General features: G+C 76.1%; 10 protein-coding genes. 1 reads left to right on the plus strand and 9 read right to left on the minus strand.

The features are described from left to right. Positions 1 to 104 precede the first annotated feature (104 nt). The 4 genes from HWY08_RS01260 to HWY08_RS01275 form a co-directional block, all read right to left on the minus strand. A complete protein-coding gene (locus HWY08_RS01260; RefSeq protein WP_176062306.1) occupies positions 105 to 1,136 on the minus strand; it encodes an aspartate-semialdehyde dehydrogenase in 1,032 nt (343 codons plus the stop codon). Further along, entirely contained in the window at positions 1,136 to 2,221 is a 1,086-nt protein-coding gene (asd, locus tag HWY08_RS01265; protein ID WP_176062307.1) for an aspartate-semialdehyde dehydrogenase, read from the minus strand. The genes HWY08_RS01260 and asd overlap by 1 nt, the downstream gene beginning before the upstream one ends. Before the next feature lie 68 nt (positions 2,222 to 2,289). Next, on the minus strand, positions 2,290 to 3,189 hold the full coding sequence (locus tag HWY08_RS01270) for a TIGR01777 family oxidoreductase (protein ID WP_176062308.1): 900 nt from the start codon (positions 3,187 to 3,189) through the stop codon (positions 2,290 to 2,292). A gap of 74 nt (positions 3,190 to 3,263) precedes the next feature. Continuing rightward, the gene (locus tag HWY08_RS01275) at positions 3,264 to 3,908 is read right to left on the minus strand and encodes a glutathione S-transferase family protein (protein ID WP_235969391.1); all 645 of its coding nucleotides are present in this window, start codon (positions 3,906 to 3,908) and stop codon (positions 3,264 to 3,266) included. Between the two features lie 648 nt (positions 3,909 to 4,556). On the opposite strand from HWY08_RS01275, the gene HWY08_RS01280 reads away from it, so the two are divergent. Beyond that, complete coding sequence (locus tag HWY08_RS01280; protein ID WP_235969392.1) at positions 4,557 to 6,242, plus strand: HNH endonuclease; 1,686 nt, start codon at positions 4,557 to 4,559, stop codon at positions 6,240 to 6,242. A 526-nt stretch (positions 6,243 to 6,768) separates the two neighbouring features. On the opposite strand, the gene HWY08_RS01285 is transcribed toward HWY08_RS01280, so the two are convergent. The 5 genes from HWY08_RS01285 to dxr all read right to left on the minus strand — a co-directional run bounded on the left by HWY08_RS01285 (position 6,769) and on the right by dxr (position 12,482). Beyond that, entirely contained in the window at positions 6,769 to 7,131 is a 363-nt protein-coding gene (locus HWY08_RS01285) for a hypothetical protein (protein WP_176062310.1), read from the minus strand. A gap of 69 nt (positions 7,132 to 7,200) precedes the next feature. Further along, positions 7,201 to 8,751 (minus strand): site-2 protease family protein, encoded by a 1,551-nt coding sequence (locus tag HWY08_RS01290; RefSeq protein WP_176062311.1) that lies wholly within the window; start codon positions 8,749 to 8,751, stop codon positions 7,201 to 7,203. Positions 8,752 to 8,768: 17 nt separating this feature from the next. Next, positions 8,769 to 9,533, minus strand: coding sequence for a tRNA (adenosine(37)-N6)-threonylcarbamoyltransferase complex dimerization subunit type 1 TsaB (gene tsaB, locus HWY08_RS01295; protein ID WP_176062312.1), 765 nt, complete (start codon positions 9,531 to 9,533; stop codon positions 8,769 to 8,771). A 10-nt stretch (positions 9,534 to 9,543) separates the two neighbouring features. Then, positions 9,544 to 11,220, minus strand: coding sequence for a site-2 protease family protein (locus HWY08_RS01300; protein ID WP_176062313.1), 1,677 nt, complete (start codon positions 11,218 to 11,220; stop codon positions 9,544 to 9,546). Between the two features lie 110 nt (positions 11,221 to 11,330). Then, the gene (dxr, locus tag HWY08_RS01305; RefSeq protein WP_176062314.1) at positions 11,331 to 12,482 is read right to left on the minus strand and encodes a 1-deoxy-D-xylulose-5-phosphate reductoisomerase; all 1,152 of its coding nucleotides are present in this window, start codon (positions 12,480 to 12,482) and stop codon (positions 11,331 to 11,333) included. Positions 12,483 to 12,486: the final 4 nt, after the last annotated feature.

The following is a 12,486-nucleotide window of genomic DNA, read 5'->3' on the forward strand; positions in this document are numbered from 1 at the left end:
CGCGCCGCGACTGGAGTTTTTCCGGAGGCGCGGGCGGCTCGAGCGGGAGCCCGCCGACTTTTTGGCAAGCGCCCGGGCGCGACCCCCGGGGCGCTGCCAAATTGTCAGCCGAGCTTCAGGTGCTTCTCGGCGAGGAGCTTCGCGAGCTCGATCGCGGTCGAGGCGCCCCCCTGCCGCAGGTTGTCGCCGCACAGCACGAGGTCGAGCCCGTGCTCCTGGGTCGGGTCGTCGCGCACGCGCCCGACCAGCACCGCGTCGTCGTTCACCGCCAGCATGGGCATCGGGTAGACGCCCTCCTGCGGCGCGTCGACGAGCTTCACGCCCGGCGCCTGCCGGAAGAGCTCGCGCGCCGCGGCCGCGCCGAGCGCGCGGCGGAGCTTCACCGAGACGAGCTGGACGTGCCCGTAGAACACCGGGACGCGCACGGCGGTGACCCCGACGCGGAGGGAAGACCCGAGCAGCCGCCGCACGTCGGCGGCGACCGCCCGCTCCTCCTCGCTCGCGCCGTCGTCGCCGAACGGGCCCACCTGCGGCACCACGTTGAAGGCGGCGCGGTGCGGGAGCGCGGTGGGCGGGGGCGGCTCCTGGAAGGAGAGCATGGCGCGCAGCTCGGCCTCGAGCTCGGAGACGCCCTTCTGCCCCGCCCCCGAGACCGCCTCCAGGACCACGCTGCTCGCGCGCTCCACCCCGGCGGCGCGGTGCAGCGGCGCCAGCGCCAGCGCGAGCTGCGCCGAGGCCGGGCCGGGCACCGCCACCACCCCGCGCCGCGCGAAGCCGGCGAGCGCGTCGGCGTTGAGCGGCGGCAGGACGAGCGGCACCTCGGCGTCGCCGCGGAAGGCGGGGGTGAGGTCGACCACCGCGCACCCGGCCGCGCGCGCGGCCTCGAGGTGCGCCCGTGAGGTCGCGGCGCCGGCGGCGAAGAAGGCGAGGTCCTTCCCGGCGAAGGCGCCCGGCCCCACCGCGGCGGCGCGGAGGACGTCGTCGCGGAAGTCGAGCTCGGCGCCGGCGGAGTGCTCGCTGGCGAGGAGCGCCAGCGAGGCGACAGGAAGGTCGCTCTCCTCCAGCGCCTGCACGAGGGCCCTGCCCACGGCGCCGGTGGCGCCGAGGACGGCGAGGTGCAGCGGTCGGATGGTCATCACTTGGCCTGGATGAAGCCCTCCGCCGACAGGAGCTCGGCGGTGAGGACGGCGCCGCCGGCGGCGCCGCGGACGGTGTTGTGCGACAGGCAGACGAACCGCCAGTCGAAGACGGCGTCGGGGCGGAGCCGGCCGATGGTGATGCCCTGCCCGCTCCCCGCGTCGCGGTCGAGGCGCGTCTGCGGGCGCGCGTCGTCCTCGAAGTAGGTGAGGAAGGGCTTCGGCGCGCTGGGGAGGCCGAGCTGCTGGGGCTTCCCCTGGTACTCGCGCCAGCGGGCGAGGATCTCGTCCTTGCCCGGCTTGCGCTCGAACCGTGCGAACACCGCCGCCAGGTGGCCGTCGGAGACCGGGACCCGGATGCACTGGGCGCTGATGACCGGCGCGGCGGCGTTCACGATCTGGCCGTCCCGGAGCTGGCCCCAGATCTTGAGCGGCTCCTTCTCGCTCTTCTCCTCCTCGCCCTTGATGAAGGGGATGACGTTGTCGACCATCTCCGGCCAGGTCTCGAAGGTCTTCCCGGCGCCCGAGATCGCCTGGTAGGTGCAGACCGCCACCTGCTTCGGGCCGTAGTCGAGCAGCGGGTGCAGGGCGGGGACGTAGCTCTGGATGGAGCAGTTCGGCTTCACCGCGATGAAGCCGCGCTTCGTGCCGAGCCGGCGGCGCTGCGCCTCGAGGACCGCGGCGTGCGCCGAGTTGATCTCGGGGATCATCATCGGCACGTCGGGGGTCCAGCGGTGGGCCGAGTTGTTCGACACCACCGGCGTCTCGGCGCGGGCGTAGTCCTCCTCGAGCTTGGCCGTCTCCTCCTTCGACATGTCCACGGCGCAGAAGACGAAGTCCACCTCGCCCGCGATGCGCGCGACGTCCGAGGCGTTCTGGACGGTGAGCGCGGCGGCGGCGGCCGGCACCGGGGTCTTCATGGCCCAGCGCCCCTGCACCGCCTCGGCGTAGCGCTTGCCAGCCGAGGAGGCGCTCGCCGCGACGAGCTTCACCTCGTACCAGGGGTGGTTCTCGAGCAGGGAGAGGAACCGCTGACCGACCATGCCGGTCGCGCCGAGGACGCCGACCTTGAGCTTCTTCGCCATCGCGTGAGGCCTCCGGGCCCGGGAGGGAAAGGGCGAAAGCTTAACATGCCCGCGGCCGTTTTCCCTCCCTAGCGGGCGAGGAGGTCCCGCAGCGCCGGCAGGAGCTCCGGGTAGCGGAACCGGTACCCACCGGCGAGCGCCTTGCGCGGCAACACCCGCTGGCTGGCGGTGACGGCGCCCGCCAGCTCGCCCAGCACGAGCTCGATCATCGAGCGCGGCACGGGCAGGACGCTCGGCCGGTGCAGCACCTCGCCGATGGCGTGCGCCAGGTCGCGGTTGCGGGCCGGCGCGGGCGCGGCGGCGGCGAGCGGCCCGGCCACGGTCCCGTGCTCGAGCGCCCAGGTGATGAGCCCCACCTCGTCGGCGAGGTGGATCCAGGGCTGCCAGAACGCGCCGTCGCCGATGTGCCCCCCGGCGAAGTAGCGGAAGGGCCGGAGCAGCTGCGGGAGGGCGCCGCCGTCGCGGGCGAGGACGATGCCGGTGCGGAGGAGCACCACTCGCGCCCGCACCGCGGCGGGGGCGGCGGCCGCCTCCCAGGCCACGCACACCTCGGCGAGGAAGTCGCGGCCCGGCGGCGAGCCCTCGTCGAGCTCCTCGTCGCCGCGCGAGCCGTAGTAGCCGACGGCGCTGCCGGAGACGAGGACCGCCGGCCCGCCGCGCGCCACCACCTCCGCCACCAGCCGGGTCGAGGCGAGGCGGCTCTCGCGGATGGCGCGCTTGCGCTCCTCGGTCCAGCGCCCGGCGGCCACCGGCTCGCCGGCGAGGTGCACGCAGGCGTCGCAGCGCGCGAGCGCGTCCTGCCAGGCGCCCGGCCGGGTGGGATCGCCCTGCACCACGGCGGCGCCCGAAGGCGACCGCCCCGGCGCGGCGCCGCGCGACAGCGCCGTGACCTCGTGCCCGGCCGCGCGCAGCGCCGGGACGAGCGCGCGGCCGATGAGACCGGTCGCGCCGGTGAGGAAGACGTGCATGCGCCTCTCCTAGCTCGTGCGCGGACCCGGGGGACGGCCCCGGCGGGGGGCCGCGCGGCGAGGCGGCGCCGCGGTCACTTGAGGTCGTACTTCGGGATCGCCTGCGACTCCTGGCTCGCTCCCGCGACCCACTTCGCCACCGCCGGGTGGCGCCACACCTCCTCCGCGTAGCCGGCCTCCGGCCCGTCGAGCGCGACGCCGTAGGTGCGGCAGCGCCCGACCACCGGGGCGAAGAACGCGTCCGCGATGCCGAAGCGGCCGAACAGGTACTCGCCCTGGCGCGGCGCGGCGAGCAGCTCGCGCCAGAGGGCGCGGATCCTCGCGAGGTCGGCCGCGACCTCGGCCGAGGGCGGGGTCGGCCGGTGAAGCCCGAGGTTCATCGGCATCCCGGCGCGCAGGGCCTGGAAGCCCGCGTGCATCTCGGCCGCCGCCGCCCGCGCCACCGCCCGCCGGGCCGGCGCCGCCGGCCACAGCTCCGCCGAGGGGAACTTCTCCGCCAGGTACTCGCAGATGGCGAGCGAGTCCCAGACCGTGAGCTCCCCGTCGCGCAGCACCGGGACGCGGCCCGCCGGCGAGTGGGCGCGGATGCGCTCCGCCGTGTCGGGACGATCGAGCGCGACCAGGATCTCCCGGTACGGCGCGCCCGTCAGCTCGAGCGCGAGCCACGCCCGCATCGACCAGGACGAGTAGTTCTTGTTTCCGATGACGAGCTCGAGCACGGCGCCTCCTCGCGGGTGGACGGCGGAGACGATGTAACCCGTGCGCGCCGGCGCGTCACCAGCGGGATGGCTCCGCTTGGTACCGGTGGACCTCCGGGATCGAGCGAGTGCTTCCTCCACGATGGGTGGGGAAGGAGATGGCGGGCGGCACGGTGTTCTCACCTCCTTGCTGCGGGTGGCCCATTGATCTCCTCTCCCTGATACGCCGGTGGCACGGTGATCCCATCCCCCTGATGCCGGCGGCCCGGTGCTCTCATCTCCATGCTGCCGGCGTCCGCGCTATCCCCTCCCCCTCGCCCCGCGAAGCGGGGAGAGGGCCGGGGAGAGGGGCCGCCCGACACCGATCGGCCTCGCAGCATGGAGCGACTGCCTCCGCGACGTCGGCGGACTTCGGGCAAAGAGGGGGCGCGGCAGGCGGGCAGGCGGCTCCGCGGTGGCGTTCGCCGCCGAAGCGGGGGCGTCGAGCGCGAGGCGTGCCTGCGCGTCCGCGGCGACAAGGCGTGGCCCGGCTTACGGGGGCGAAGGCGCGCGGGTGCGGGCATGCGGCGGCGACGGAGCTGATGGGCCGCGGGACCGCCCTGATCAGGTCTACTCTGCGTGCGGTTTGGTTGACTGTTCGTGTCAGACCTCCGTGCGATGATCTCTCCCATGGACGCGGCACCCGACCTCGCTGCGTGCTCGCCCTCCGAGGCCTGGAGGACGCGCTTCGCGCCGCCGGCCGTCGAGCCCGCGCCGCTCACCGGGCGCGAGCTCGACGCCTGGTTCCGCGGCGGCGAGCCGGAGGCCGACGCCTGCGAGGCGCTGCTCACCTGGGCGGCCAGGGCGCGGGGCGCGCTCGACGTCGCCATCGCCGAGGGGCTCGACGCGCTCCGGCGGGGCGACCGGCTGGCCGAGCTCGCGTGCCACCTCGACGACTACGCGCGGGAGGTGCTCGACCTCGGCAAGCGGGCCGCCGAGGGGCTCGCCCTGCTCGGCCGGGAGCTGCGGACGCGGCCGCTCCTGCGCGAGGCGCTCACGGCGGGGCGGGTCAAGCTCCGCGCCGCGCAGACGGTGCTGAAGGTGGCGGTGGGCGAGGACGAGGCGGCCTGGGTGGAGCGCGCGGCGCGGATGACCGTCCGCGCGCTCGAGGCCGAGGTCCGCCGGGCGCGCGCGGCGCCGGGCGACGAGGAGGAGCCGTGGCTGCGCCTCGACGCGCGCCTCGAGCCGGAGGAGTGCGAGGTGGTCGATGAAGCGCTGGCGCTCGCGGGCGAGCTCATGCCGGGCGCGACGCGCGCCGAGCGGCTCGAGGCGATCGCCCAGGAGTTCGCGGGCGAGTACGCGGGCGAGGGAGACCCGGACGCGGCGCGCGTGCTCGGCGCTTGGGTCCGGCCGTCCGGTGAGCGCACCGGGGACACGCGCGCCGCAGCGCTCGAGGAGGAGACGGAGCGCTGGGCCGCGCTTCGCGCCCTGCCAGACATCGCGGCCCCGGACGTCCGCTTCTACGAGACCGCCACCGCCCAGGAGGTGGACGCCCGACTGCGGGAGCTCGCCGCCCTGCGGGCGGAGTGGGAGGACCTCGTCGGCTACTGCGCCCTCGCGGTCCGGAAGAGCCAGCTGTACCGGCTCCTCGGGTTCGCGAGCTTCCGCCAGTACTGCGAGGAGCGGCTGGGGCTCGCGGCGCGCTCGATCGAGGAGCGGGCCAAGGTCGAGGAGCGGCGCTGGGCCTCGCCGGCGCTCCAGGAGGCGAAGCGCGAGGGGCTGCCGTTCGAGAAGCTGCGGCTCCTCTCGAAGCTGCCCGAGCCGGAGATCACCCGCTGGGCCGCGCGGGCGAAGGGCCTCACCTGCGTCGCGCTCCGGCGCGAGCTCGAGGGCGAGGCCGAGCGGCGGATGCGTGCGCAGGGGAAGCTGGCCGTCCCGCTGGCGCTCCGGATGGCGGCGGTGCTCGCCGCCGCGGTGCAGGCCGTCCGCGACCGGACCGGGAAGCGGCTGCCGCTCGGGACCTGCCTCGCCGTCCTCGCGCAGCACTTCCTCGACACCTGGAAGGGCGGGAAGTGCGCCCGGACCCGCTCGCGGAAGGTCCGGGAGCGGGACGAGGGCCATTGCCAGGTCCCCGGCTGCAGCCGCCGCGCGACGCACGCCCACCACGTCCTCTTCCGCTCGCAAGGCGGCGGGGACGAGCTCGACAACCAGCTCGGCCTCTGCGCCTTTCACCACCTCCGGTGCATCCACGCCGGCCACCTGCGCGTGGTGGGGCGGGCGCCTGAGGCGCTGCGGTGGTTCCTCGGCGGGAAGGCGTGGAGCGGGCCGGAGCCCGCGAAGTGGTCTGGCGGGGGCGTGGAGGTTTCGGCGGCGTGAGTCCGCGGGGCAAGGGGAGCAGGGCCCGACCTCGACCGCGACTGCGACCTCGACCTCGACTGCGACCCCGACCTGCGGACGGCAACGCCCGCCAGCGGGCGGCGGGGTGGCCCTCCGAAGGAGCGGAGGTCGACCTGCGTGAGACCGCGCTCGCCCTACTGCCGCCAGCAACGCCGGTGCCGCGCCGACGCACGGACCTCGTGCGCCGTGTCGGCGCGGCACGTTGCGTTGCCCGGCGTTCGCGCGTTTCTGCTCCGGCCGCCGTACCTATCCGGTAGGTCGTCCGGAGCGACGCAGGAGGGCCACCCCTCCGCCCGCTCGGAACCCCCGCCAGCGTTTCGCAGGCACGAGCGGGCTCGAGCGGCCCTCTCACCGCTGCGCGGGGCGAGGGGGGCAGGCCCCCCGGCGACCTCGACCTCGACCTCGACCTCGACCTCCGACCTCCGACCTAGACCGCGACCTCGAACGCGATCGCGACCTCGAACGCGAACGCGAACGCGAACGCGAACGCGAACGCGACGAGGTCCTACCGCTGCGGGTCGCCCGGCGCGCGGGAGCAGACGGTCCCGATGTCCGGCTGGCGGCGCATGACGTACTCGTAGCGGTCGGCGGCGCGGCCGGTCAGGCCGAGCAGCGGAGAGCCGCCGGGGTAGGTCGTGCCCTCGGGGTCGCCGAACTCGTTCAGTCGGCGGGCAGTGAGCTCGCGGTCCACGCAGCGGTTGCGCTCGCCCAGCACCGCGCCGGGCGCGAGCTGCCAGTCTTCGGGCTGGTAGGGGCCGGCGGACCGGCGCGGGAGGCTGACGGCGCCTTGCGCCGGCCGGACGGCCTCGGGGCGGTGGGCACACCCCGCGGCGAGGAGGAGGGCGAGCAGCGCCAGGCGCGGGGTCATGGAGGGACGATGCCCGAGCGGCGCCGCGCTCGCAACCGCTCCGACGTCGCTGCCCCGGCTGGGCTCGCGCTACTCGAGGATCCGGCTCGCCGCGTCGGCGCCGGGGACGTGGCGCATGAACCAGACGAGCAAGACGAGGGCAGCGGCGAGGGCGGCGTAGGTGAGCCCCCACCGGACGAGCTGCCCCGCCGTGAGCGGCGCGGCGCGGGCGGCCTTCTCCTGCCGCTCGAGGCCGCGCAGGAACAGCGCCTCGCCCGCCACGCCCGGGCTGCCGCCGAGGACGGCGCGCAGGTAGAGCCAGTGCGGCGCGCCGAAGCGGGCCGGCGCGGGCAGGAGCCGCAGCGCCCGCGCGCCGGTGCGCGACTGCACCTCGCCGGCGAGCTCCATCGCGCCGAGGACAGCGACGAGCCAGATGAGCGAGAAGCCGGCCGCGCTCGCGAGCGCCACCGCGCCGGCGAGGCCGAGCGCGGAGAGCGCCACGCCCAGGCCCGAGGAGTACGAGTACGCGAACGCCTGCAGCGCCCGCCCGCCGTCGAGCGGCGCGATCGGGAGCAGGTTGAACAGGTTCACCAGCGCCCAGAAGGCGGCGATGGCGGCCCACTGCGGATCGTGCGTCCACAGCCACAGCCCGGCCGGCGCGAGCGCCGCCAGGGAGCCCCACAGCGGGCCGTTCAGCGCCACGTAGACCTGCTGGCGGCGCGAGGTGAACGCGTCGTCCGTCACCGCCAGGGCGCCGAGGAGCGGCACGAAGTACATGCCCCGCACCCGCATGCCGGTCCGCCGCATGGCGTGCACGTGGCCGTACTCGTGGATGAAGAGCTGCACCATGAGCGCGAGCGCGAACTTCCACGAGAAGAGGAGCGAGTAGGTGGCGACCGACGCCGCCGCCCAGCCCACGTTGGCGGTCTTCACCGCCTTGAGGCCGGTCGCGGCGAGCTTCCCGAACGAGGCGGCGAGCTTCGAGCCGAGCTTCGCGGCCAGCGCCCACACGCCCATCCGCGCCCGGCGCGCCTCCCGCCGCGGGCGGAGCACCGGCCCGGCGGCTGCCGGCGCCTCGGGGTCCACCGCGGCCGCCGCCGGCGCGGCCTGCAGCGCCTCGGGCAGGATCTGCCAGGCGGGCACCCGCTGCACGAGCAGCGCCAGCAGGAGCGGCGCGTCGCGCAGCTCCACCACCGGCACGCTGCCGCCGTCCGCGCCCCGCACCGGCGCGCAGGGCGCGGCGCTCGCGGACAGCTCCGCGAAGGCGAAGCTGCGCCCGCGCGCGTCGGCGAAGACGGCGTACCGCTGGACGGTGCCGTCGGCGCGCTGGGCGAGCCCGAAGCCGAGCCGCAGCTCCCCCCAGGCCGCCTCCACCGCGCCCGGGGCGGCCGGGGGCTGGCGCGCCGAAGAGGTCGGGGCGGCGGCCGCGCCGGCCACCCGCAGCCCGCGCTCGTCCGCCAGGACCCGCAGCCCCCCGGCGTGCCGGGCGGTCAGGGCGATGGCGGCCGCCACCGCGCCGAAGAGGACCGCCACGAGCGGCGGGATCTCCGCGGCGAGGCCCACCAGCGCCCCGGCGGCGCCGCCGGCGAGGAGGTGGGCGCCGAGGCGGCGCAGCGGCGGGCGGAAGGTGGCGGTTTCCATGGGGGTGGGGCTCGGCGCTACGGCCGGTCGGCGCCCGGCCCGAGGCCGTGCGGGAACTTCACCTCGGCCTCGCTCTTGCGGACGTAGTGCGGCTCCAGCGCGAAGAGCTTCGCCTGGTCGTAGCCGGCGGCGAGCTCCGCCGCGCACAGCCGCGCGACGGCCAGCGCGGGCGGGCTCGCGGGAGCCCCCTCCGGCGCCGCGAAGGCGGCGAGCGCCTCGGGGTAGGCCGCGCGCCCCGGCCCGAACGCGACCGGCCGCGCGCCCTCGGCGGCGAGCGCCGCGAGCCGCGCCGCGAGCGCCTCGGGCGGGAGCGCCGCGTCGGGCGCGGCCGCCTCCACGCCGGCGCCGCCCGCCCGGTAGAAGCCGGCGTAGAGCTCGCCCTTCTTCGCGTCGAGGAGCGGCACGAGCAGCGCGCCCGGCTCCGCCGCCGGCGCGGCCGCCAGCGCCAGCGCCGCCAGGCTGGAGACGCCGGCGAGCGGGCGGTGGTGGCCGTAGGCGAGGCCCTTCCAGGTGGCGAGCCCGATGCGCAGCCCGGTGAACGATCCCGGCCCGAGCCCCACGGCGTACCCGTCGACCTCGGAGAGCCGCCGCCCGGCCGCCGCGAGCACGTCCTGCAGGACGCCCGGGAGCCGGCCGCCGTGCCCGCCGGTGGGGCCCTGCGGCCCGGCCTTGGCCGGCGCGTGCTCGGTGCGCTCGGCGACGAGGCGCACCTCGCCGCCCGCGAGCTCGCAGAGCGCGCAGGAGAGCGCGAGGGTGGAGGTGTCGAGGGCGGCGACCCACATCCGGCGCGTCTTACCCCATCACCCGCACGATGTCGTTCTTGAAGACGGCGATCATGAGCATGACGAGCAGGATGATCCCGACCAGGTTCGCGATCTCGCGGGCGCGGATCGAGAGCGGGCGGCGCGTGACGCCCTCCACCAGACAGGTGGCGAGGTGGCCGCCGTCGAGGACCGGGATGGGGAGCAGGTTCATGAGCCCGAGGTTCACGCTGATGAGCGCCATCGTGAACAGGAAGCTCTGCAGCCCCTCCTCCGCCGCCTTGGAGGCGATGGAGAAGAGCATGATGGGGCCGCCCACCGTCTTGAAGCTGAGCTGCCCGGTGACGATGTGCGCCAGGCTGACGACGGTGAGCCGCACCGCCTCGTGCACGCCGGCCAGCGCGGCCCGCCCGGCCTCGAGGGGCCCCATGGCGAGCGGGACGCGCTCGACCAGGAGCGCCGAGCTCTCCACCAGCGCGCGCTGCTCGGGGAAGAACCCGAGGACGAGCTTCTTCTGCGGCTCGCGCGTCATCTCGTCGAGCTCGGTGCGCTCGCCGGGGACGAGCGTCACCTTGCGCCCGTCGCGCAGCGCGAGCTCGACCGGCTGGCCGGCCTTGAACTCCGCGGCGCGGGCGTTCACGTCGCGGAACGAGCGCACCGGGTGGCCGTTCACCGCCGCGAGCGCGTCACCGCGGCGCAGCCCCGCCTGCTCCGCCGGGCCGCCGGGCGCCACCGCCGCGATGAACGTCGACACGCCCGGATCCGCCACGGCGAAGGTGGGCGCGCCGCCGGCGCAGGTCGGGACATCCGCCAGCGCCACGGGGCGGTAGGTGGAGACGGTCGCGCCGGGGGCGGACACGCCCTGCTCGCGCAGCACCTCCAGCGCCACCGGGCCGCAGCGCGCCGCGTCCAGCGCGCGCCGCAGCTCGCCCGCGTGCGCCACCTTCTTCCCGTTCACCGAGGCGACCAGGTCGAAGGGCTCGAGCGGCCCGGCCGCGCCGCGCGCCACCGGCGCCACCACCGCCGGGGAGTACGCGGGCGTGACCCCGATGACCCCGCGCCAGGTGGTCTCGATGGGGTTCGACTCGCGCTCGCGCGCCGGGGTGAGGGTGAGCGGCGGCAGCCGGCGGCCGTCGCGCTCCACCTCGAAGGTGAGCGGCTCGCCGGGATGCGGCGACACGAGGTCGCGCAGGTCGTTGAAGTAGCGGACCGGCTTCGGCGCCTCGCCGGGGGCCGCCACGCTCACGATGCGATCCCCCGGCTCGAGCCCCGCCTCGGCGGCCGGAGAGCCGGGCGAGAGCGACCCGACGCGAGGGCCCGCCACGAGCTGCCCGTTCTGCGCCAGGCCGAGGGCCAGGTAGACCAGGACCGGGAAGACGAGGTTCATGCCCGGCCCGGCGGCGGCGATGACGAAGCGGCGCCAGGGCTGCTGCTCCAGGAAGCCGCGGCCGCGGTCCTCCGGCTTCACCTCCTCGGAGGGGTCGTCGCCCGCCATCTTGACGTACCCGCCGAGCGGGAGCGACGCGACGCGGTACTCGGTCTCGCCGCGCGTGAAGCCGAAGAGCCGCGGGCCGAAGCCGATGGAGAAGCGGAGCACCTTCACGCCGAGCAGCTTCGCGGCGACGAAGTGGCCCAGCTCGTGGACGAAGATCAGCCCGCCGAGCAGGAGGACGATGGAGCCGGCCTTGAGGAGGAAGTCGCTGGGCATTCTCGGGTCACGGGGGAGCCGCGGACGGGCAGGTGGGCGGCTCCTCTGCTGATCATGCGCGCGGAGGGCGCCGCCTGCACGCCCTTCCACCCGGCCTGTGGTGCTCGGGCCTACCCCGCCACACGCCGCTCGGCCTGGCGCCGGCCCCAGTCGCTGGCGGCGAGCGCCTGCTCGACCGAGCCCACCGGCTCCGGCGCGAGCGCCTCCAGCACCTCCGCGCACACCTCGGCGATGCGGGTGAAGCTGCAACGCCCGGCGAGGAAGGCGGCCACCGCGGCCTCGTCGGCGCCGGAGAGCGCGGCCGGGGCCGTGCCGCCGAGCTCGAGCGCGCGGTAGGCGAGCATGAAGGCCGGGAAGCGCGCCGGGTCGGGGGCCTCGAAGGTGAGCTTGCCCAGCCGCGGCAGATCGAGCGCGGGCAGCTCGAGCGGGATCCGCTCCGGCCACGCGAGCGCGTAGCTGATGGGCCCGCGCATGTCGGAGACGCCGAGCTGCGCCACGACCGAGCCGTCCACGTACTCGACCATCGAGTGCACGATGGACTCGGGGTGCACCACGATGTCGATCCGGCGCGGGTCGACGTCGAAGAGCCAGCGCGCCTCGATCACCTCCAGCCCCTTGTTCATGAGGGTGGCGGAGTCGATGGTGATCTTGGCGCCCATCGACCAGTTGGGGTGCTTGAGCGCCCGCGCGGGCGTCACGGCCGCCAGCTCGGCGGCGGGGACGGTGCGGAGCGGGCCGCCCGAGGCGGTGAGGAGCAGGCGCCGCACGTGGGGGCGCTGGTGCCCGGCCAGCGACTGGAAGATGGCGCTGTGCTCGGAGTCGACCGGGAGGATGGCGACCCCCTTCTCGGCGGCGCGGCGCATGAGCAGCTCGCCCGCCAGCACCATCGACTCCTTGTTGGCGAGGCCGACCGTCTTGCCCGCCTCGATGGCGGCGGCGGTGGAGGCGAGGCCCGCGCCGCCCGAGATGGCGGCCAGCACCACGTCCACCTCGCCCAGGCTCGCCAGCGCCGTCACGCCGGCGGCGCCCTCCAGCACCTCCGGGCCGCCCGGGCCGAGCAGCTCGCGCGCGCGCCGGGCCGCGGCGGGATCCGCCAGCGCGACCGCGCGCGGGCGCCAGCGCCGCGCCTGCTCCACCAGCAGATCGGCGTTCGACCCGGCGGCGAGCGCGGCGACCTCGAAGCGTCCGCCGGAGCGCGCGACCACGTCGAGCGCCTGGACGCCGATGGAGCCGGTGGAGCCGAGGATGGCGAGCCGCTTCATGGGC

The sequence above is a fragment of the Anaeromyxobacter diazotrophicus genome (genome assembly GCF_013340205.1).
GTDB lineage: Bacteria > Myxococcota > Myxococcia > Myxococcales > Anaeromyxobacteraceae > Anaeromyxobacter_A > Anaeromyxobacter_A diazotrophicus.